The 21,645-nt window shown below is 68.9% G+C and carries 12 protein-coding genes; 11 read left to right on the top strand and 1 reads right to left on the bottom strand.

What is annotated here, in order from left to right; translation table 11 throughout:
• Positions 1-1,724, bottom strand: a 1,724-nt coding sequence (locus tag RF645_RS12135; RefSeq protein ID WP_368819164.1) for a S8 family serine peptidase, incomplete at its 3' end; no start/stop codon positions are given.
• A 304-nt stretch (positions 1,725-2,028) separates the two neighbouring features.
• On the opposite strand from RF645_RS12135, the gene RF645_RS12130 reads away from it, so the two are divergent.
• The 11 genes from RF645_RS12130 to RF645_RS12080 all read left to right on the top strand — a co-directional run bounded on the left by RF645_RS12130 (position 2,029) and on the right by RF645_RS12080 (position 21,600).
• Positions 2,029-2,289: a type B 50S ribosomal protein L31 gene (locus RF645_RS12130; protein WP_006215670.1), complete on the top strand. Its 261-nt coding sequence runs from the start codon at positions 2,029-2,031 to the stop codon at positions 2,287-2,289.
• A gap of 147 nt (positions 2,290-2,436) precedes the next feature.
• Positions 2,437-4,269, top strand: coding sequence for a hypothetical protein (locus tag RF645_RS12125; RefSeq protein WP_368819163.1), 1,833 nt, complete (start codon positions 2,437-2,439; stop codon positions 4,267-4,269).
• A gap of 117 nt (positions 4,270-4,386) precedes the next feature.
• Positions 4,387-5,451 carry an LCP family protein gene (locus RF645_RS12120; protein WP_368819162.1) on the top strand — a complete coding sequence of 355 codons (1,065 nt, stop codon included), beginning with the start codon at positions 4,387-4,389 and terminating at the stop codon, positions 5,449-5,451.
• Entirely contained in the window at positions 5,448-6,671 is a 1,224-nt protein-coding gene (locus RF645_RS12115) for a glycosyltransferase family 4 protein (protein WP_368819161.1), read from the top strand. Before RF645_RS12120 ends, RF645_RS12115 begins: the two co-directional genes overlap by 4 nt.
• The gene (locus tag RF645_RS12110) at positions 6,668-8,566 is read left to right on the top strand and encodes a glycosyltransferase (RefSeq protein ID WP_368819160.1); all 1,899 of its coding nucleotides are present in this window, start codon (positions 6,668-6,670) and stop codon (positions 8,564-8,566) included. Before RF645_RS12115 ends, RF645_RS12110 begins: the two co-directional genes overlap by 4 nt.
• Positions 8,563-9,504, top strand: a complete 942-nt coding sequence (locus RF645_RS12105; RefSeq protein ID WP_368819159.1) for an ABC transporter permease — start codon at positions 8,563-8,565, stop codon at positions 9,502-9,504. Before RF645_RS12110 ends, RF645_RS12105 begins: the two co-directional genes overlap by 4 nt.
• Entirely contained in the window at positions 9,485-10,462 is a 978-nt protein-coding gene (locus RF645_RS12100; protein ID WP_368819158.1) for an ABC transporter ATP-binding protein, read from the top strand. The genes RF645_RS12105 and RF645_RS12100 overlap by 20 nt, the downstream gene beginning before the upstream one ends.
• 77 nt (positions 10,463-10,539) lie before the next feature.
• Entirely contained in the window at positions 10,540-12,453 is a 1,914-nt protein-coding gene (locus tag RF645_RS12095) for a glycosyltransferase (RefSeq protein ID WP_024290365.1), read from the top strand.
• A 119-nt stretch (positions 12,454-12,572) separates the two neighbouring features.
• The gene (wecC, locus tag RF645_RS12090; RefSeq protein WP_368819157.1) at positions 12,573-13,835 is read left to right on the top strand and encodes a UDP-N-acetyl-D-mannosamine dehydrogenase; all 1,263 of its coding nucleotides are present in this window, start codon (positions 12,573-12,575) and stop codon (positions 13,833-13,835) included.
• Between the two features lie 406 nt (positions 13,836-14,241).
• Entirely contained in the window at positions 14,242-16,152 is a 1,911-nt protein-coding gene (locus RF645_RS12085) for a glycosyltransferase (RefSeq protein ID WP_368819155.1), read from the top strand.
• Positions 16,153-16,206: 54 nt separating this feature from the next.
• Positions 16,207-21,600, top strand: a complete 5,394-nt coding sequence (locus RF645_RS12080; protein WP_368819154.1) for a heparinase II/III family protein — start codon at positions 16,207-16,209, stop codon at positions 21,598-21,600.
• The last annotated feature ends 45 nt before the right edge of the window (positions 21,601-21,645 follow it).

The following is a 21,645-nucleotide window of genomic DNA, read 5'->3' as shown; positions in this document are numbered from 1 at the left end:
GACGGGGACACATCCTTATAGGGGGAGACCTTGGGCGGAGTGTAGGCGGGCGAGCCGGCCATGCGGTAGGCCACGGCGGCCATCGCGTTGCGGTCGATGTTCTGGGTCGGGCGGAAGGTGCCGTCCGACCAGCCGTTGAGGTACTTCTTGTTCTTGGCCCAGGTGATCTCGGTGGCGAACTGATTGCTGGCCGAGACATCGCGGAAGGGGCCCGTGGGGGTGGGCTTGGTCGCGGTCTTGGCGGGCGCGACGGCGCGGACGGCATCGGCGGGGGAGACCTGCAGGCGGCCCAGCGGACCGGTCGAGGTCGACTTGAGCGTCCGCTCGATCTGGGCCGGGGTCAAGTCCGGGTTGGCCTCGAGCATCATGGCCACGGTGCCGGAGACGAACGGGGTGGCCATCGAGGTGCCGTTCTTGTAGCCGTAGCTCGCTCGTATGGGTCCGGTGGTGCCGGCGTCGATGGTCGAGATGATCGAGTACCGGGTGCCGTGCCCACCGGGAGCCAGGACGTCGACGTTGGGACCGGTGTTCGAGTAGGAGGCCACTTGGCCGTTCTCATCAGCTGCGCCCACGGCGATCACGTTGCTGCAGTTGGCGGGCGGGTACATGTTCGCGTTGTCCGCGGAGTTCCCGGCCGCCACGACGACCGGCACGTTGGACCCGACTGCGTAGTCGATCGCCCACTGCATGGTGCGCCCGCACTGTCCGTACAGGGCCAGCGACATGTTGATGACGTCGGATGGGTTGCGGTTCACGGCCCCGCCGATGGTCTGTCCTGCGGCGTAGCGGATGCCGTCCGCGATATCGGACTCGTAGCCGTAGGTGCAGCTGCCGAGCACGCGCACCGGCTGGATGCTCGCGTCGCGAGCCACGCCGGCGATGCCGATGCCGTTGTTCGTGGACGCGGCGGCGATGCCGGCCACGTGGCTGCCGTGCCACGTCGCCTGGCACCTCGAGCTCTTGTTGTCACCGGGGTCGCTGGGATCGGCGTCGCGCCCGTTGCCGTCGACCGGGAAGTCGGCCGGGTAGGGCGAGACGAAGTCGTAGCCGGACACGCGCTTGGCGTCGAGGTCCGGGTGGCGGATCAGGCCGGTGTCCAGCACGCCGATCGTGACGCCGCGGCCGGTCGCCATGCGCCACGCGTCCGGGACGCTGCGGTCCTCGAGCGTGAACTGCGAGCCGTACAGCGGGTCGTTCGTCGCCGCGGCGCGGGCGAGGCGATCGGGCTCCGCGTAGGCGACCCGCGGGTCCTCTTCGAGCTGGTCGATGAGATCGGACTGCTCCTGGACCTCGAGCTCCTCCGGGAACTCCAGGACGTCGGCGGAGTCGGCGGTCTGCTTGACCCGCTGAGGCTCGGTCTCGGCAGAGGCCGCCGCGCCCTTCGGGGCCTGGTCCTCGGCGGGCAGGATGTCGGCCTCCTGTGCGGCCTCGGCGACGATCTGCTCCTTCTGAGCCTCCGAGGTCGCCGGGTCCTCGAAGCGCACGATCACGCGAGGAGTCTCCTGGGGCACCTGCTCGTCCGCGGCGCCGTCCTGGGCCGGGCCGGTCTCGTCGAGTCCGGAGCGGTCGAGTGGCCCGGGCAGCGCGGAGTCGATCCCCTGGGAGTCCGCCTTGGCGGGGTCCTCCGCGGCCTGGGCCGGCAGCATCGACAGGGCGGGCGTCACCGCGAAGGCGACTGCCAGAGCGAGGACCATGGGGCGTCGGCGCTTGGGGGATGCGGTCACGGGGTCTGCGGACAGGGGCCTCGGAGGCAGGGGTGAAGGCACGGCTGGGTCCTCTTCGGGGGGAGCGGGGGGGGGGAGTGGTGCGGGGATCGACGGAAGACGCAGCCGTCGTCGTCCCCCGAAGAGGGTACGCGAACATTCGAGCAATTCATCGAACTTCATCAGGTTTTATTCAATGGCGACGGGTCCGGGCGCGTGGCGCAGGGCGGGTGTACGATGGCTCGCTGGTGCCCAGTGCACCCGCACCCAAGCGTCATGGCTTCTGGCACAATCCAGCGGCCCCTCCAGCGAAGGAACACAGACCATGAAGAACGACATCCACCCGGACTACCACCCGGTGCTCTTCCGCGACCTCGCCTCCGGCAAGGTCATCCTGACCCGCTCGACTGCCACGTCGCAGAAGACCGAGACCTGGGAGGACGGCAACGAGTACCCCCTCATCGAGGTGGAGATCTCGTCCGAGTCGCACCCGTTCTACACGGGCAAGCAGCGCATCATGGACTCCGCCGGCCGCGTCGAGCGCTTCAACGCGCGCTTCAAGTCCTTCGGCAAGTCCTCTCGCTGAAGCCGCTGAGCCGGTCCTGCGACCGGCTCGCGCAGCGCCGTCCGCGCTGCCCTCGCAGAAGGACCGCACCACGGGGTGCGGTCCTTCTCGCATGTGCGGGCTGCCTCACACGCCTCCACCGGCCCCGGCAGGCTACTATCGTCCACGATGAAGACCCCCCGCTTCAGCGTCCCGTCCCTCCTCGTCGTCTCCGTGCTGGTGCTCTCCGGATGCTCGGACGGCTCCGAGGAGCCCCGGGAGCCCGAGACCCCGGCCGCGCCGGCCTCCTCCGACCCCTGGCCGACCGCCCCGCCGCCGGAGGATCCGCAGCAGTGGATCGCCGAGCAGCGCGAGGAGTCGGCGCCGTCGTCGTTGGCCAGCGCCTCCGCGGGCGACGACGCCGATGACGACACGATGGGCGTGAGCCTGGGCGAGCCCACGGGCACCTCCTACCGCGCCGATGCCGCGGGCATCTCCTTCGAGGCCACGGATCTGGCCGATGATCGCCTCAGCGCCGAGAACCCAGACATCGTGCGGCTGCTCGGCTCGCTGGATCGCCCGACCCTGCGCTTCGGCGGCAACGCGACCGACCGTCGGTTCTTCTTCACGGCCTACGACGAGCCCGTGCCCGAGGACTGGCCCCTGGAGGACGGCGAGGAGATCACTCGCGTGACCCCCGAGGACCTCGAGCGCGTGGCCGGTCTGGCCGAGGAGGTCGACGCCCAGGTCATCGTCTCGGCGAACCTGGGGCACACCGATCCGGTGCGCGCCGGCGAGCTCGCACAGCACTCCCAGGAGGCCTTCGGCGATCGCCTGGCGGGGATGATGATCGGCAACGAGCCCAACGGCTTCCCCGACATCCCGGAGAACCCGGTGCCGATCCGCGACGAGGACTGGGGGACCGACGAGTACGTGGACGAGGCCGGCGACGCCGTGGCGCAGATGCGCGAGGCCGCGCCGGGCGTCACGATCGCGGCCCCCGGCGCCTACGACCGCACCTGGTGGGAGGCGGCAGCCGAGTCCGAGCTGACCGACCCGGCCCAGGAGTCCGCCCTGGCCATGCACCAGTACCCGCTGCCCGAGTGCGGCGATCCGGACCGGGCCGCGCACCAGGCCGAGCAGGAGCCCACGATCGAGAACGTGGTCTCCGCCGGCACCCGGGCCCGGGTGGACGATCTGGTCGGCCAGGCGGCGCAGACCGCCGAGGCGACCGGGATGCCGCTGTGGATCACCGAGACGTCGGCGTCGTCGTGCGCGGGCACGAACGAGCTCACGGAGACCCTGGCCGCCGGCGTCTACAGCGCCGACTACCTCCTGCGCGCCCAGCAGCTGGGGGCGCAGAAGGTGGCTTTCCACTCGTCCCTGGCGCCGTGCCGCGGCGGGGCGCCGATGTCCCTGCTGTGCTCGTCGGGGACCCTGGCGAGTCCGGATGAGGCCTTCGTGCCGCGCACCAACGGCCTGGCCCTCGCCCTGGTGGGCTCGCTGCCCGACGGCGAGTTCCTGGACGTCCGGCTGCGCCCGGCTTCCGGCGGCGCGGTCGACGGCGCGAGCGGATCGTCCACGACGGCCTACGCGATCGAGCACGACGACGGCTCGCTGTCCCTGGTGGTCATGGACTTCCGCGATCCGCGGGGCGAGGCTCGCCCGATGGAGCTGACGGTCCCCGGGTCGCGGGATGAGGCCCGGGTCTCGACCCTGACGGGTCAGCGGTGGAGCCAGCACTACCCGGAGGCGGCGCTGTTCGACGACGCCCGCCCCGACGGCTCCTCGAGCGAGGACCCCTCGCGCCCGGCCACGCAGGACGACGACGGCACGGCCCTGGACGTCGACTCGGCCGTCGAGCCCGTGGCCGACGGGCAGCCCTCGGTCGACGGGTTCGGGCTGCCGCTGCTGCCGCAGGACGACGCGCCGGCCCAGGTGAGCACCGTCGATGCCGGCAGCGAGATCGCGTTCGAGGTCCCCGCCGGATCTGCCAGCGTGGTGCGCATCCCGGCCGTATGATGTGCCGACGACGAGCCCACCCCCGAACGACCCACACAGCGCTCCTCGACCCGCTGCCCTCGCAGCCATGCCGTCCCGGCAGGGTCCCGGTCCAGCTGCCACCCCGGAGGCCCCCGCATGAGCAATGACATCCAGGACGACCTGTTCGACGGCAGGCGCCGCGATGACTCGGATCGCCCACGGCGCAAGCGGCGCGGGCGCAAGATCCTGCTCGGCTTCCTGATCGCCTTCCTGGTGCTCGTGGTGGGTGTCATCGCCGTCATTGCGCTCTACATCAACGGCCTCTCGCGCTCCTATGACGAGAATGTGACCTCCGTGCCGTCGTCGGAGGCCTTCCCGGAGGAGGCGGACCGGCCGGAGGACTCGGAGGGCACCACGATCCTGCTGCTCGGCTCGGACAAGCGGCCCGAGGGCGGCGGCGAGCTCGGCCGCGAGGGCGCGCGCGCCGATTCGATCATGCTGATGCACATTCCCGAGGACGGCGGCGAGATCTACGTCATGTCCGTCATGCGCGACACCTGGGTCGACATCCCCGGTATGGGCGAGGCCAAGATCAATGCGGCCTACCAGAACGGCGGCATGCCGCTGATGGTCGAGACGCTCGAGGGGCACTTCGACACCCGGATCGACGAGGTCATGGCCGTCGACTTCGAGGGCTTCGAGGGCCTGGTCGATGCCCTGGGTGGAGTGACTGTGGACGTCCCGGAGTCGTTCACCGCCGACAACGGCGACGTCTACGAGGCCGGTCCCACCACGATGGACGGCGAGACCGCCCTGACGTTCGCCCGTGAGCGCCACTCCTTCGCGGACGGCGACTACACACGCGTGGCCAACCAGCGCGCGTTCATCCAGGCGCTGCTCGATCGGTTCCTGGAGCCCGAGGTCCTGGCCAATCCCGGAAAGATCTCCGACATCGTGAGCACGATCTCCCCGTACCTCACGGTCTCCGATGGACTGGACTCCGGCTACATCCGCGGTCTGGTGCCCAAGATGGTCGGCGTCTCGCGCTCGGACATCCACATGTTCACGGTCCCGACGAACGGCATCGGAACCTCCGACGACGGCCAGTCGGTCGTGCTCCCGGACGAGGAGGCCATGCAGGAGATCGGCGACGCCATCGACGACGGCACGCTGGATGAGCACTACCAGGAGCTCTCCGCGGACGACGGGAGCGGCCTGTGAGCGCAGCGCGTTCCAACGCGCTTCTGCTCGCCCACTCCTACTGGCCTGAGCACTCACCGCCGCAGCGCCGCTGGCAGTCCCTGATCCCGCACCTGGTGCAGCGGGGCTGGCAGATGACGGTCGTGGCACCGGTGGCCCACTACGGGTTCGGCCCGGACGCTGATCGCTCCTCCCGCGGCAGGGTGGGGCGCGGTCGGCCGGGGCCGGTGGGCGAGACGATCGTGCGGGTCCCGTATCTCACAGCCCGCGACGCCCGTCTGCCCAAGCTGGTGGATCAGCTGGTCACCGCCGGTGGCAGCGCGCTGCGCACCCTGACGGTGCGCGGGCACTGCGTGGTGATCGTGACGGCGCCGTCGCTGCCGCTGCTGGCCAGCGGCTGGTTGGCCGCACGGCTGAGGGGGAAGCCTCTCGTCGTGGAGATGCGCGATGCCTGGCCGAACCTCGCTACGGAGGCCGGGGTCCTGCGGGGCCGTGCCCAGCGGATCATCAACCGGGCCGTGGAGTCGGTCCAGGACAGGGCGGATCTTGTCGTCACCGTGACCGAGGGCTTCGCCGAGACGCTGCGGGAGCGCGGTGTGCGAGAGGTCCGCACGGTGCGCAACGGCGTGCGCCTGGAGCAGACACCGGTGCTGGATCCGCCGCCGCTGGTCCGCGACCGGCTGGAGGTGCTGTACCTGGGCAATCACGGGGAGAGCCAGCGCCTGGAGCGACTGATCGAGGCCGCCGCGCTGGTGGGGCCGGGCATGCGCCTGACCCTGGTGGGGCAGGGCTCGCAGAAGGCCATGCTGGTGCGCCACGCCGCCTCCCTGGGGGCGCCGGTGCGGTTCCTGGACCCGGTCTTCCGCGATCAGGTCTTCGAGCACTACCGGCAGGCGGATTCGCTGGTGATCTCGCTGCGCGACGACTGGAAGTCCTTCGACGCCACCATCCCCTCCAAGACCTACGAGGTCATGGCCGTGGGCCGCCATCTCACCGCCGTGGTGCGCGGGGAGGCCGCGTGGGTGCTGCGCCAGGCCGGGGCCGGCGACGTGGTGGGCTCCACCGCCCGCGAGATCGCCGATCTGTGGCAGGGCCTGATCGCGGACCGCTCCCGGCTGCGGTGCAACCTCGACGGGCGCGCCTGGGTGGCCGAGCACGCCGACTACGCCGATCTGGCCGAGCGCTACGACGCCCTGCTGCGCGAGCTCCTGGAGGACGGCCGTCCGCGGAGCAGCCGATGACGGGCCGCTCGGACGCGCCGCGCACGGATCCGCGCCTGCGCCATCTCAGCCTGGTCGTGCGGACCGCCTGGGAGCACCTGGGCGGAGACCCCGCGGTCTTCGTCCTGCAGGTCTCCCGACGACTGCCCGCCGGCCTCACCGCTCGGGCCGGGCGGGCGCTGTGCCGCATCCCGCTGCCGTCGGCCGCCGCCCTGGGCCTGAGCCTGGTGGGGGAGCAGGAAGCGCTCGGCGAGGCCTTCGACCGCGCTCTGCTGGACGAGAGCTGCGCCCCGGCCGCCCTGCGGCGGCTGGCGGAGGTCGCCATCGCCGCGGACCGGCCCGACGACGCCTTCCGGCTCACAGCAGCGATCCCTCGGCGGGGCGGGCCGAGCGGCGGCGCCCTGCCGACCGGGTCGGCGGTCCGCGGCCTTGCCGGGACGCTGGCCCGCCGCGACACCCAGCTCGGCGCCCTGGGCGCGGCCCTGGTGCCGCTGCAGCGCGCCTGGCTGCGCGGGGAGGCCACCCGCGGGGAGCGAGCCCAGCTGCTGCGCCTGGCCGACGAGCGGGCCCAGCTGCACGGGCGCTCACCGTCGCTGCCGCCGCTGCGGGAGCCCTACCAGCCGCAGCCGCGGACCGTGGTCCACGTCCTGACCAACTCCCTGCCGCACACCGCCAGCGGCTACGCCGTGCGCTCGCACGCGCTGCTCAGCGCCCAGGCGGCCGCGGGCTGGCAGGTCCATGCCCAGACCCGTCCGGGCTATCCGGCGCAGGTGGGGCGGCTGAGCGCGAAGGACCTGGAGGTGATCGACGGCGTGAGCTATCACCGCATCTCCCCGGCCCGCCTTCCCCGCACGGCCTCCGGCCGTCTCCAGCTGCAGGCCGAGGCGCTGCTCGAGCTGTGCCTGTGGGTCCGCCCCGCAGTGCTGCACACGACCACGCACTTCGTGAACGCCCTGGTGGTCCGCGAGGTCGCCGCAGTGCTGGGCATCCCGTGGGTCTACGAGGTCCGCGGGCAGCTCGCGGACACCTGGGCCTCGCGCCGCCCGCCGGTCGCCGGGGTCTCCGAGCGCTACACGTGCTTCCAGGCGCGCGAGGCCGAGGTCATGGAGGCGGCGGACGACGTGGCCACGCTCGGTGCGGCGATGGCGCGCCGCGTCGAGGAGGTCACCGGCGGGCGCGTGGACGCAGCCTCGGTCCGGCTGAGCCCCAACGCGGTCGGACCGCAGCACGCCGCCGAGCTCGAGCCGGTCGAGCAGGCCCGCGCGGACGTGGATGCCGCGTCCCTGGGGATCCGGCCCGGGCAGTTCCTGATGGGCACCGTGTCCTCGATCGTCGACTACGAGGGCCTGGACGACCTGGTGCGGGCCATGGTCCTGCTGCCCGAGCCGATCACGGCGGTGATCGTCGGAGACGGCGCCGCCCGTCCGGCGCTCGAAGCGCTGGCCCGCGACCTGGGGGTGGCCGACCGCGTGGTCTTCCCGGGCCGCGTGGACCGCGACGGCGCGCGCAGCTGGCAGCGCGCCCTGGACGTGTTCGTCGTGCCCCGCCTGGACCGGGAGGTCACGCGCTCGGTCACCCCGCTCAAGCTCGCCGAGGCCTCAGCACGGGGTGTGCCGGTGATCGCCTCGCGGCTTCCGGCGCTCGAGGAGCTCGTGGAGGACGGCGTCACCGGGCTGCTCGTGCCGCCCGAGGACCCGGCTTCTGTGGCCGACGCGGTGCGGCGCCTGTGGGGCGAAGCGGGGACGGGGCCTAGACTCGGGCGAGCCGGTCGCGCGGCGGTGCTGCGCGAGCGGACCTGGGAGGCGGTCGCCGCCCGGACGCTCGAGCGCTACGACGAGCTGACGGCCCGCGGCCCCACCGGGCAGGCAGGACAGGACGAGACGATGCAGACGGCACGGACGACGGAGGCGCGATGAGCGAGAGCACGGATCCCCGCTCCGGTGCCTCCGCACCGTCGCCCTCCGGCGCGTCGGCGGCCTCTCGGGCGGCGGCACTCGACCGTCAACGGATGCACTACGACTCCTCGGAGCTGATGGCCGTCGGCGCCCGCCCGCCGCTGGGGGAGTACATCCGTCGCCTGTGGGGCGCGCGGCATTTCGTGCTCTACGACGCCCGGGTGCGGCTGTCGGTGAGCCAGGAGCACACGATCCTGGGCAAGATCTGGCTGATCCTCAATCCCATGCTGCTGGGCCTGACCTTCTTCCTGGTCTTCGGGCTGCTGCTGCGCACTGATCGCGGTGTGGAGAACTTCGTCGGCTTCCTGATCATCGGCCTGATGATGTTCCTCTACACGTCCCGCTCCGTGGCCACGGGCGCCCGCAGCATCGTGCAGGGCAAGAACCTGATCCGGGGCTTCTCCTTCCCGCGAGCGGCGCTGCCGCTGGGGATCGTGGTGCGCGAGGCATGGAGCCAGCTCTACGTGCTGGCGGCCATGTTCCTCTTCGTGCTGATCGCCCCGCCGGCCGAGCCGATCACGCCCCTGTGGCTGCTGATCCTGCCGATCTTCGTGCTGCAGACGATCTTCAACTGGGGCGCCGGGATGCTGCTGGCGCCGCTCGTGCACCGGATCCCCGACGTCGCGAACCTGATCCAGCTGGGCACGCGGCTGTGGCTCTACGCCTCGGGCATCTTCTACGACCCGTCCCGGTTCACGGACAATCCGACCATCCTGACCCTGTTCCACCTCAACCCGCTGTACCAGGTGCTGCAGATGGCGCGCGGGGCGATCCTCTACGCCGAGGCGCCGTCGCTGTCGTCGTGGCTGATCCTCACGGCGTGGGCGGTGGGCGCCCTGGTGATCGGGCTGCTGGTGTTCTGGTGGAACGAGGAGAGCTATGCCGACGAGAAGCGATGACTCCCTGTTCGAGGACCCCTCGATCGATCCCCAGTGGCGCGAGGCCCGTCGCCGGCAGATCGTCCAGGAGTGGGTGGCTCAGGACGGCTCGGGGCTGACCGGCACGAGCCTCAAGCCCGTGCGCGACCCCGCCGTGGTGATCGACGACGTCACCATGGTCTATCGCGTCACGAGCACGGGAGGGGCGGACGAGCAGAAGCTGTCCCCGGTCTCGCGGGCTCTGCGCCGCGCGCTGGGCCGCCCGCCCCAGGTGGACAACCAGGCGCTGACCCGGGTGAACCTGCTGATCGAGCAGGGGGAGTTCGTGGGCTTCGTGGGCCGCAACGGCTCCGGCAAGTCCACGCTGATGAACATCGTGGCCGGGCAGATGAACCCCACCTCCGGGCGCGTCTGGGCGATCGATCGCCCGTCCAAGCTGGGCGTGAGCGTCTCCCTGGTGCCGGCGCTGTCGGGGGAGCGCAACATCCGTCTGGGCTGCCTGGCCCAGGGGATGACCCCGCAGCAGGTGGACGAGGTCATGGACGAGCTCGTGGACATCGCCGCCCTGGGCAAGGCCCTGCACTGGCCCATGAAGGCCTACTCCTCCGGCATGGCCGCGCGGCTGCGCTTCGCGGTGGCCACGGCCACCAACCCGGAGGTGCTCATCCTGGACGAGGCCCTGGGCACCGGCGACGCCCAGTTCCAGGCCCGCGGCAAGGCGCGCATGGACGAGATCCGCGACAACGCCGGATGCGTCCTGTTCGTCTCCCACTCCATGGCCGAGATCCGCTCCATGTGCACCCGGCTCGTATGGATCGACGCGGGCGAGGTCGTGGCCGACGGACCCGTCGAGCCCGTCGTGGAGCGCTACGAGCACTACATGCAGCTGCTGGCCGACGGCAACCTGCTCAGCGCCCAGGACTACCGCGACCAGGCGCTGGCCGAGCGCGTCCCGCTGGAGCTCGTGAACACCTCCTGAGACCCTGCTCGCACGAGCACCGACCGCCCGATCCCCCGCAGGTGCCCCCGCACCGCGCGACCGAGAGGACCCCCACCGTGCCTTCCTGGAAGCCCCGCAAGCCCGCGATCGCCTCGACCGGCGAGCTGCGCACCCTGCTGTGGCACCTGCGCCAGGGCGGTGTGGATCAAGCCCGCAAGCACCTGCGCCGCCGCGGGCTGCCCGGCGGCACCTCCGCGGCCGTCAGCGGTGACGGGCGCAGCGTCTCGTTCGCGCCGACCGAATGGCCGCAGCAGTGGACCCGTCCGTTCGGCGACGTCACCGTGGCCACGATCCTGGACGACTTCTCCTCCCGGGCCTTCGGCTACGAGTGGGACCAGGTGGAGCTGTCCCGGACCGGGTGGCGGGAGCAGCTCGAGCAGCACCGGCCGCAGCTGCTGTTCGTGGAGTCCGCCTGGCACGGCAATCAGGACCAGTGGCAGTACCAGCTCACCGGCACCTCCGGGGTCAAGGAGCCGTTCCGGGAGCTGGTGGCCGCGTTCCGCGCCGCCGGGATCCCCACCGTGTTCTGGAACAAGGAGGACCCGCCGCACTACGACGACTTCCTGGAGTGCGCGGGGCTGTTCGACATCGTCCTGACCTCGGACTCGAACCGCGTGGAGCACTACCGGCGGGATCTGGGCCACGATCGCGTGGGCGTGCTGGCCTTCGCCGCGCAGCCGGCCGTGCATTCCCCGGTGCGCGGGGCCCGCGGCGTCGACGCACGGGACGTGGCCTTCGGCGGGATGTACTTCGCGCACAAGTTCCCCGAGCGCCGCGATCAGATGGACCTGCTGCTCGGCGGTGCCCTGGACGTCTCGCCCAAGATGCGCAAGGGCCTGGAGATCTTCTCCCGGTACCTGGGCGACGACGAGCGCTATCAGTTCCCGGCCCCGCTGGATCAGCGCGTGGTGGGCTCGCTGGACTACGCCCGGATGCTCACGGCGTATCAGGCCTACAAGGTCTTCCTCAACGTCAACTCGGTCGTGGACTCGCCGTCGATGTGCGCCCGGAGGATCTTCGAGATCCTCTCGCGCGGCACGGCGGTGGTCTCCACGCCGTCGGCAGCCGTGGGGGAGTACTTCCCGCAGGCGGAGCTGCCCGTCGTCGAGACACGGGAGCAGGCCGCCGACGTCGTCCGGGCGCTCGTGCGCTCCAAGCAGCTGCGCGATCGCACGGTGCGCAGGGCTCAGCGCCGGGTGTGGGCCGAGCACACGTACACGCACCGCGCGGCGACCGTCCTGGACCTGGCCCTTCCGCAGCAGGACGGCTCCTGGCAGCCGTCGAACCCGTCCGTGTCCGTGGTGCTGTCCACCAACCGGCCGGACCGCCTGGGCCAGGCCATGGACTCGGTGGCGGCTCAGCGCGGTGTGAGCCCGCAGGTCGTGCTCGTGTGCCACGGCTTCGATCCCGATGCCGCTCGGGCCGCCGAGCTGGCGGCGCAGCGGGGGATCGAGGACCTGGTGATCGTGCCGGCGCCCCGGGACTGGTCGCTGGGCTCCTGCCTCAACGCCGGCGTGCAGGCCTCCTCCGGCGCCGTGATCGCCAAGATGGACGACGACGACTGGTACGGCCCCGACTACCTGGCGGATCAGCTGGCCATCCTGCGCGTGACGCAGGCAGACGTGGTGGGCAAGCAGGCCAGCTACCTCTACGTCCAGTCCTACGACGCCACGCTGCTGCGCTTCGGCGAGCGGGAGCACCGCTGGACGGACTTCGTGCTCGGACCCACGCTGATGGCCGCGCGCGAGGTCTTCGAGGCCCATCCCTTCCGTGACCGGACCACGGGGGAGGACACCGGCTTCCTGCAGGACGTGGTGGATGCCGGCGGCCGCGTCTATGCCACGGATCGTTTCAACTTCCGGCAGTTCCGGGGCGGACACGGACATACCTGGAATGTGACGGACCAGCACGTCATCTCCACTGGTGAGGTCATGTTCTTCGGGTCGGCCACCGCGCACCTGTGCGTATGATGACCCCCGCCTGGGGTTCCACCGAACGGCCCACAGCATGGCGAATCTGCCTGTAACTGCAACTACCCCGCCGATCCGCCTCCTCAGCGCGGACGCGGAGATCAAGGACACGAGCACCCATGAGCGAGAGCAACCAGACCGTCGTCTTCGTGGGGCTGGGCTACATCGGCCTGCCCACCGCCGTGACGCTGGCCAACAGCGGCGTGCGGGTCAAGGGCGTGGACGTGAACGAGTCGGTCGTGGAGCGCGTCTCCCGCGGCGAGGTCACGATCGTGGAGCCCGGACTGGAGGAGGAGCTGAAGCGCGCCGTGGACTCGGGTCAGTTCACCGCCTCCACCGAGATGCAGCACGGCGACGCCTTCGTGATCGCCGTGCCGACTCCCTTCAAGGACGATCACGTGGGCGACACCTCCTACATCGAGGCCGCCGCGCGCAATATCGCGCCGCTGCTCGAGGGCGACGAGCTCGTGATCCTGGAGTCGACCTCCCCGCCCCAGACCACGCAGCTGCTGGGCCGCGTGCTCACCGAGGCCCGCCCCGATCTCACCGTGGATCCGCAGGAGGCCGAGCAGGGCCAGAAGAAGCTCATCCACCTGGCCTACTGCCCCGAGCGCATCCTGCCCGGAAAGGCCATGGAGGAGCTCGTCACCAACGACCGCATCATCGGCGGCATGACCCCGGAGGCCGCCAAGCGCGGCAAGGCCGTGTACGCGACCTTCTGCCAGGGCGAGCTGCTGGAGACCGACGACGTCACCGCCGAGATGGCCAAGCTGACCGAGAACTCCTTCCGGGACGTCAACATCGCCTTCGCCAACGAGCTGTCCCTGATCTCGGACAAGCTGGGGATCGACGTGTGGGAGCTCATCGAGCTGGCCAACCACCACCCGCGCGTGAACATCCTGCAGCCCGGTCCCGGCGTGGGCGGGCACTGCATCGCCGTGGATCCGTGGTTCATCGTCTCCTCGGACCGCGAGAACTCGAACCTGATCCGCACCGCCCGCGAGGTCAACGACGGCAAGCCCGACTGGGTCATCGGCAAGGTCCGCGACGCCGTGGCCCACAAGTCCGAGCCGGTCGTGGCCGCCCTGGGCCTGGCCTTCAAGGCGAATATCGACGACCTGCGCGAGTCCCCGGCGCTGAACATCACCAAGGACCTCGCCGAGGCTCTCTCCGATGCCACGGTCCTGGCCGTGGAGCCCAACGTCTCCGAGCTGCCGAAGGCGCTGGCCGGCCTGTCCAACGTGGAACTGACCGAGTACCAGGAGGCCATCGAGCGCGCCGACGTGGTCCTGGTGCTCGTGGACCACGACGAGTTCAAGACCGTCCCGGCCACCGCGCTGGCCGGCAAGACCGTGGTGGACACCAAGGGCCTCTGGCGCTGATCCCCCCCTGAGGCGGCCGGTCTGACCGGCCGCCTCTCTCACCCCGACGTCGGCCTCAGTCCGCCCCGCAGAGGAAGCTCGAATGCCCCCCATCACTGTCGAAGAACTCCGTCGCCGCCTGTGGCATCTCCGAGGGGAAGCCGCATCGTTGGTCGCTCCCGGTGGGTACGAGGTGCGGCGCAGCGGCGCCGGATCAGCCGACCGGATGCTCGAACCCGTGGCCGGGTCTGCGAACGCGTCCCAGACCGCTGCTCGGACTGAGGCTGAACGCGAGGCGACCCGACAGGCCCACCGCCAGGCCTCCGAGGAGGCACGGGCACGAGGGGACCGTTATCAGGCGGCCGATCAGCTCCGAAAACTCGCACTCGAGGACCCCCGCGACAGCACAGCGTGGCACCTCTACGGCATGCGCCTCCTGGAGTCGCGCAGCTACGATGCGTCCTTCGAAGCGCTGAAGAACAGCGTGGCTGTCGACCCGACCAACCTGGACGCTCTCGAGATGCTCCTGGACGCCTCGGCCGGCGATTCGGACAGGTCCACCTCTGCGACAGAAGCACTGGATGCCCTGGTCGAGGCGCTTCCGGGCCGCCCCGAGCACCATCGCCGGTCGCTGGACCTGCTGGTGCCGGCTCGACGCACCGCGGGACTCGAACTGCTGGCACAGAGCCCCGATCGCGTCACGCGTGCGGTCGTGGCACTGCACGGCCAGGAGGGGAGCGAGAACGCACCCGAGAAGCCGGCCTGGCTCGCCGAGGACGAGTTCATCCTGGCCCAGCTGCTCTTCTGCCTGCAGCGGGGCCGTCGTACGCGCGCGATCGAGCTCATCCGAGCGCTGCCGGACCGTGCAGTTCCGCGATGGAGCCTGCGACTCGCCATCCGCCGCGACCTGCGAGCGAACAGGATGGAGGGCGCCCGCCGTCTCCTTGCGGAGTTCACCCGACTCGAGCCGAACGACGGGTGGGGCAAGCGCCAGAGCGCGAAGCTGAACCGTTCGACGGTGCCCACGAACTATCAGCTGGCCAAGAAGGGCTTCCCCTTCCCGCACCGGAGGTCCGAGCCTGCCTATGCGCCGGCGTCCGACCGCGTCTTCTATCTGTTGCACAATTCTCTGCCGTACCACTCCGCTGGCTATAGCACTCGCACGCATGGCCTGCTGTCCGGGCTGCGCGGTCTCGGCTGGGATGTTCAGGGCGTCACTCGACTCGGCTATCCCTACGACATGCCCAAGATGGCGGAGCTCGGCGAGATCGCGCCCATGAACGTGGTGGACGGCGTCCCGTACCACCGCCTCAGCACCACTCCGGGCATCGAGAAGAAGAGCCCGATCACGGAGTACGTGAAGCGGTACGTGAGCGCCTTGGAGAAGGCGGCAACGGAGCAGCGCCCCGCGGTCCTGCACGGCGCCTCCAACCACTGGAACGGCTTGGCCACGGTCGCCACGGCGAATCGTCTCGGCATTCCCTCGATCTACGAGGTCCGCGGCCTCTGGGAGGTCACGCGGGGCTCCAGAGACTTCGAATGGGCCAAGGGCGGCATGTACCGCTTCATGGCCCGCATGGAGGCGGATGCCGCCGCGAACGCCACGCACGTCCTGGCGATCACCCAGGCGCTGAAAGACGAGCTCGTCAACCGCGGTGTGGACGGCGACAAGATCACCGTGGTGCCGAACGCCGTGGATGCCGACCGGTTCCAGCCGCAGCCGCGCGATGCGGCGCTGGAGGCCGAGCTCGGATTCCAGGACAAGACCGTGATCGGCTACATCGGCTCTGTCCTGGACTACGAAGGTCTGGGCCTGCTGATCGAAGCCGCGGACAGGATGCGTGCCGTCCGCAATGACTTCGTGGTCATGATCGTCGGAGACGGGGCCGAGCTGGAGCGGTTCCAGGCTGAGGTAGAGACTCGCGAATTGAGAGAAGTCGTCCGCTTCCTCGGTCGAGTCCCTCACGAGGACGTGGAGCGCTACTACTCGCTCGTGGATATCGCTCCGTTCCCCCGTCTGCCGCTTCCCGTGTGCGAGATGGTGTCTCCGCTGAAGCCGTTCGAGGCGCTGGCCATGGGCAAGGCCATCGTGGCCTCGGACGTGGCCGCTCTGGCCGAGATCGTGCAGCCCGATGTGACAGGTCTGCTGCATCGCAAGGGCGACGTGGACGACCTCACGGCCAAACTCACCGAGCTGATCGAGCGACCGGAGCTGCGTGAGCGGCTTGCCGCCGATGGCCTCCAGTGGGTCCGTGAGAACCGGCAGTGGTCGGACATGGCCGGACGCGTGTCCGAGATCTACGAGCAGCTGGGCGCCCTGCGCGGCTCAACGGTCTGATCCTCCGCACAACCGACTCCTTCCCCGAAACCCCTGAATCAGAAAAGGGCCTCTATGACTCACGACCGCATCTCCGACGACGAATCCCCCGAATCGGGCGCGACTCAAGATGCCGGACTGAACGTCGACAGCGCCGTGAGCACCAGGCAGTGCCTCGGGGCAGGGTTCGTCCGGAAGCCGGACTACGTGGAGCGCGCCCGCAAGCTGCTCGACGGCAAGATGCGGGTGCCTCCCCACCCCGAATGGGCATCTGAGGACCTGACGAACTGGGTCGCGGACCCTTTCAAGTCGCGAAATTGGAAGTTCCAGCACCATGCACTGCGGTGGATCTCGCCCGCCAGGCACCTGGCCATGGAAGGAGACCGGGAAGCACGGGACTTCTGGATGTCCACGGTGCTGTCTTGGATCAGCAGCAATCCTCCGGAGTCCCCTTCCTCCAAATTTGCCTGGATCGACATGGCAGATGGAATGCGCGCTCAGGAGATCGTGTTCGGCTGGCCGCTCGCAGAGAGCCAGGAGGAGCAGCAGGCCCTCGTAGCTGCGCTCGAAGTGCACGGTGAATGGCTGGCCGACGAGAAGAATCTCTCTGAGGGCAATCACGCCCTTCACCAGAACATCGGCCTGTTCGTGCTGGCGAGTTTCCTGCGTCGGCAGGATTGGCAGGATCTGTCGATCCGCCGCATGTTGTCGCTGTTCGACGCGTCATTCGACGTGAACGGTGCCAATAACGAAGGGTCTGTGGAATACCACCGACTCAACCTCGCCTGGTGGAAGGCCTCCTGGGACCGGATCGAGCTCGAGGGCATCGAGGTGCCTCGAAGCGCCCGCCTCACGCTCGAACGTGCTGCGGTCTTCCTGGCGCATGCGACTCGGCCGGACGGCTTCATGATGACCATCGGGGATACACATCTGAAGCCTGTCGAGCGCTCCGGATGGCCGGAAGTGGACTACGTGGCCAGTCTCGGTGCGGAGGGCACGCCACCTTCAGCGACCGCGATCACCGCCCCGAACGGTTTCATCTTCGGCAGATCGGGCTGGGGCGGCGAGGGACGCAGCTACAAGGAAGAGACGACGTACAGCCTCCGGTACGGCCCTCGCATCAGGTCGCACCAGCACGATGACCGAGGCAGCATCACGTACTACTCCGGGGGCGAGGACTGGCTCACGGATCCGGGGTCGTACAACTACGAGCCCAAGGACCGCTTCCGCAAGTACCTCCGATCACGAGCAGCCCACAATCTCGTGGTCATCGATGGCCGCGAGTACAACCCTGCCGGGCATGTCCGTCTCGAGCGGTCCACTGTCTCCGATCACGCGCACGACTACTCCGTGGTGGACTCGAACTACGAGGGGGTCGTCCTGACCCGTCGTCTGGTCTATCTGCCCGGCCTGGATCTGGGCATCGTGATCGATCGGTTCACCGCTGACGAGCAGGTGACGGCTAAACAGCTGTGGCACCTGAACCCGAGAGTCCGAGGACGGCTCAGGGACAGCGCCGTCGAAGTCCAGGGGCACAGCGGTCGTAGCCTCGGTCTGCAGTGGCTGGGTCATGGCGAGCGTCCGGTCGTCACGTATGCGGGGGAGAAGTCGCCCGTCGGCTGGGTCTCTCGTGCCTGGGGCAAGAAGGAGCCCGGTGCGGTGGTTGAGGTGTCCAAGACAGCTCGTACGGGCTCGTTCACCAGCGTGTTCGCGGACTCGACCGAGGACACGTGGAGCGTGGTGTCCAGCCGGGCGACACCCACGTCCACGTGGATCAGGGCCCTCCGCTTCGGCAGGATCTGGAGCATCACCATCGGGGATGACGGCATCTCGATCACGGAGGATGAGAGCCGCTCTGCGCTCATGGGCGGTGCGAACCTGAACGCGGCGGCCATCATGATGCGTGAGGATCGCTGGATCCGACAGCGTTTCGCAGACCTGGATGATCGGCTGTCGCGTGCTCTGGCGAAGGTCGAGGAGTCGGCGACGCCCTCTCCTATGGCAACTGTGTCCGAGGCGTCCATAGAGAAGCGCATCGCGGCCCTGGAGACGAAGCTGTCCGATGCTACGCACACCTTGAATGAAAGCGTCCAGCAGGAGCATCAGCGAATCGCCAGGATTCTCCCGCACCTGCCGGCAGGCATGCCTCTGGACACCGTTCTCGGCGGGTTGCCGCTCGGAGACGTGACGTCCTACATCGAAGACCCGCTGTTCATCTATGAGCTGTGGTCAGCCGGAACACCCGGGCTGGTCATGAACCTGGGGCAGCGGCGCAAGCTTTTCCGCGAGCTCTATCAGCGCGGCTATTACAGCCATGCACTTGAGGTCATCCGCGGCATCGCCGCTGTGACCGAGCGCGAGAAGGACCAGCTGACCGCACAGATCCGAGGCTCCGAGCTGTCGATGCTGCGCGGCGAGCTGAGTCCGGTCTGCACAGAGCCTGAAGAGGGCTTCTCGCCCGTCACCGGAAGGATCCTGCATGTCGTGGGGAAGGCGCTGCCGGAGACGCAGACCGGCTACACGCTGCGAACCCACTACCTCGCGCAGGCTCAGGTGGAGAAGGGGTACGACGTCCACGTCATGCGTCAGGCGGGAGCGAGCGTCGATTCCCTCGATGAGTCGCCCGTCATCCGCGACGGAGTGACCTATCACCTGCCGGAAGGCCCCGCGCGCGGAACGATCACCTGGGACGAGTGGCTCCAGAACAATACGGATGCACTGCGCCAGCTCGTGATCGACGAGCGTCCGAGCATCTTGCACTGCCACTCCGACTACATCAATCAGCTGATCGCCCGCCCGGTCGCTGATGCCTTCGGATTGCCGCTGATCTATGAGAGCCGCGGATTCTGGGAGGAATCCTGGCTCTCGCGCGTGGAGACGGCTGTCGGTCGTCCCCTTGACGCAGACAACGAGCGCTATGGCTTCCCCGATGCCTACACGCTGCGGCATGACCGTGAGAACCAGGCGCGCACCGACAGCGACCACGTGACCACGCTCGCGGAGGTCATGCGCGATCACATCGTGGAACGCGGCGAGGATCCTTCCCGCATCTCCGTGACGCCGAATGGCGTGCTGCCCTCTGATTTCCCGGTCGTCGAGACAGATGCGGCGCTGAAGGATCAGCTCGGCTTCCCTGCCGATGTGCCGGTCATCGGGTACATCACCTCGGTCGTCGAGTACGAGGGCATCGATACTCTCGTCACTGCCTTCGCACGCCTCATCCAGGCGGGCAGAGACACCAGGCTGCTGATCGTGGGCGACGGTCCTGTCCGTGCTTCTCTGGTCGCGCAGGCCAAGAATCTCGGGATCGCAGATCGCTGCCTGTTCACTGGTCGTGTTCCGCACGAGCAGGTTCTGGCCTACTACAGCCTGATCGACATCTTCGTGGTGCCTCGTAAGGACCGAGCAGTGTGCCGTCTCGTGACGCCGCTCAAGCCCTTCGAAGCGTTCTCGACGGGTCGCACCGTGGTGGTCTCCGATGTGGATGCGCTGCGGGAGATCGCCGACCAGTCAGGTGGCGCTGAACTCTTCCGTGCCGATGACCCCGATTCTTTGGCTCAGGTCCTCTCGGCGCTGCTGGATGATCCGCAGCGCCGCTCGGAGCTTGCGTCTCGAGGTGCCGCATGGGTGCGTGAAGAGCGTTCATGGCGCTCGATCGCTGATCGTTACGATGAGCCCTATCAGAAGCTGGGGGTGCAGCGCTTCCGACTCCTCGCTGACTATCCGCAGCAGGTGCCCGACGTAGCGAAGGCCGCTCAGCGGCGCCAGGCTTCGACGATCGGTAATCGAGGTGAGGCTGTGGCACTGCTCCAGCTCCACGGTGCCGATGGCGTTCCGACTGATTCCGCAAGAGCACATCAGACGGTCGAGACGGGTTGGGCTGCATACGGCTTCGATCCGGCCGGTCTTGATTTCCCCATCGACTGGCGCAACGTCGGCCCGGATGATCGTTCATGGCGCATGCATTTCCACTGCTGGGAATTCATGCACGCTCCACTGATGGAGTGGGCACGGACGGGTGACGAGTCGTTCTTGCGCTGGTGCCTGGACCGTGCGCTGTCATGGAGCGCAGAATTCGCAGACCTGCACGATGACTCGACCATGGCCTGGTACGACATGGCCATTGCCTACCGCACCATGGTCCTCATCACGCTCCTCCGGGCGGCTGAGGTATCCAACGAGGTCTCAGACGACGAATATGCCGCGCTGCTGATCCAAGCTTTCCGGCAGCGGGACGGTCACTGGGCGGATGCGTCTTTCAACCCGCGCAACAACCACGGCTACTACTCTGCGGTCAGCCAGCTGGTGCTCGGGCGGGAGCTGAGCGATCTCCCTGGGATGCCCGCACTGAGGGGACAGGGCGAGGACCGACTGCGTCTGATGACTGAGGGGCAGTTCATGCCCGACGGCGGTCACAGCGAGCACTCTCCTGACTACCACCGCATGCTCCTCAGCGGTTTCGATGCGGCCTTGGCCGCCGGGGTGATCGAGGATCCGGCGGTCTCCGCCGTCGTGTCCGCTGCAGCGGACGCTCTGGGATGGATGATCCAGCCAGACGGCTGCCTGGTGCAGTTCGGAGATTCCGCCCAGCGGAAGATGGTGGGCAAGGGGCTGACCTCATCGTCCCCGACCACTCAGTGGGTCCTCTCGGGAGGGATGGAGGGCGAAGCTTCTCAGAGCAGTGCTCTCGTGCTGCCCGAGACTGGGTACGTCTTCGTCCGTGAGAGCTCGGCGCACTCACCTGGCCAGTTCGCCAAGGACTCCTATCTGGCCTTCACATCGGCCTTTCACTCTCGGGCGCACAAGCACTCCGATGACAACACCATGGTGTGGTTCGAAGAGGGGCAGCAGATCCTCTGCGATGGTGGCCGATATCGGTACGGAGAGCTTCTGGCTCCTGACTCGCCGCTTCGGGACCAGGCCTTCTACTACGCCGATCCGGTCCGCCAGTTCATGGAGACCGCCGCGCCGCACTCGACGATCAGCGTCGACGGGACCCTCCATGACCGCCGACGTGAACCCCATGGATCCGGGCTCGTCGAAGCCCATCAGGACGCGCAGGGTCAGCACATCATCACGGCTCGGACGCCGCAGGCGGGCTGGGTTCACCACCGCACGGTGGGCTTCCTGCCGGGCCAGCACCTGATCTCAGATGATCTGGTCGAGTTCGAGGATGGCGAAGAGCACGAGATCAGCCTCTGGTGGCACTTCGACGGCTCACTTGAGCTCGAGGTGATCGATGACCGCTTGCTGCTTCGTAGCCCGCAATGGGAGGGCCGACAGCTTGAGCTGACCACGACCCTCGGGGAATCGCCGGAGATCCTCTACGGGTCCGAGGATCCGCTGGGCGGCTGGCGCTCGCGCGTCGACCGCGTCAAGGAGGAGTCCTGGCAGGTCCGCTGGCGAGTAGCTGCCCAGGAGAAGCTGTCGCTCGAAACTCGCATGGAATTCCGCCCGACTTCCGGCTGAGACCGGGGCGACCCGGAACCCGGCCGCCCCGCCTGTGGACAGGGG

It is taken from the genome of Kocuria sp. CPCC 205260 (genome assembly GCF_040981045.1).
GTDB lineage: Bacteria > Actinomycetota > Actinomycetes > Actinomycetales > Micrococcaceae > Kocuria > Kocuria palustris.
This window is presented reverse-complemented; position numbering and strand designations above follow the sequence as displayed.

Bases quoted from the DNA above. Each gene is read 5' to 3' on its own strand.
- RF645_RS12130 (WP_006215670.1), top strand. From the start codon at position 2,029: ATGAAGAACGACATCCACCCGGACTACCACCCGGTGCTCTTCCGCGAC.
- RF645_RS12125 (WP_368819163.1), top strand. From the start codon at position 2,437: ATGAAGACCCCCCGCTTCAGCGTCCCGTCCCTCCTCGTCGTCTCCGTG.
- RF645_RS12120 (WP_368819162.1), top strand. From the start codon at position 4,387: ATGAGCAATGACATCCAGGACGACCTGTTCGACGGCAGGCGCCGCGAT.
- RF645_RS12110 (WP_368819160.1), top strand. From the start codon at position 6,668: ATGACGGGCCGCTCGGACGCGCCGCGCACGGATCCGCGCCTGCGCCAT.
- RF645_RS12105 (WP_368819159.1), top strand. From the start codon at position 8,563: ATGAGCGAGAGCACGGATCCCCGCTCCGGTGCCTCCGCACCGTCGCCC.
- RF645_RS12100 (WP_368819158.1), top strand. From the start codon at position 9,485: ATGCCGACGAGAAGCGATGACTCCCTGTTCGAGGACCCCTCGATCGAT.
- wecC (WP_368819157.1), top strand. From the start codon at position 12,573: ATGAGCGAGAGCAACCAGACCGTCGTCTTCGTGGGGCTGGGCTACATC.
- RF645_RS12085 (WP_368819155.1), top strand. From the start codon at position 14,242: ATGCGCCTCCTGGAGTCGCGCAGCTACGATGCGTCCTTCGAAGCGCTG.
- RF645_RS12080 (WP_368819154.1), top strand. From the start codon at position 16,207: ATGACTCACGACCGCATCTCCGACGACGAATCCCCCGAATCGGGCGCG.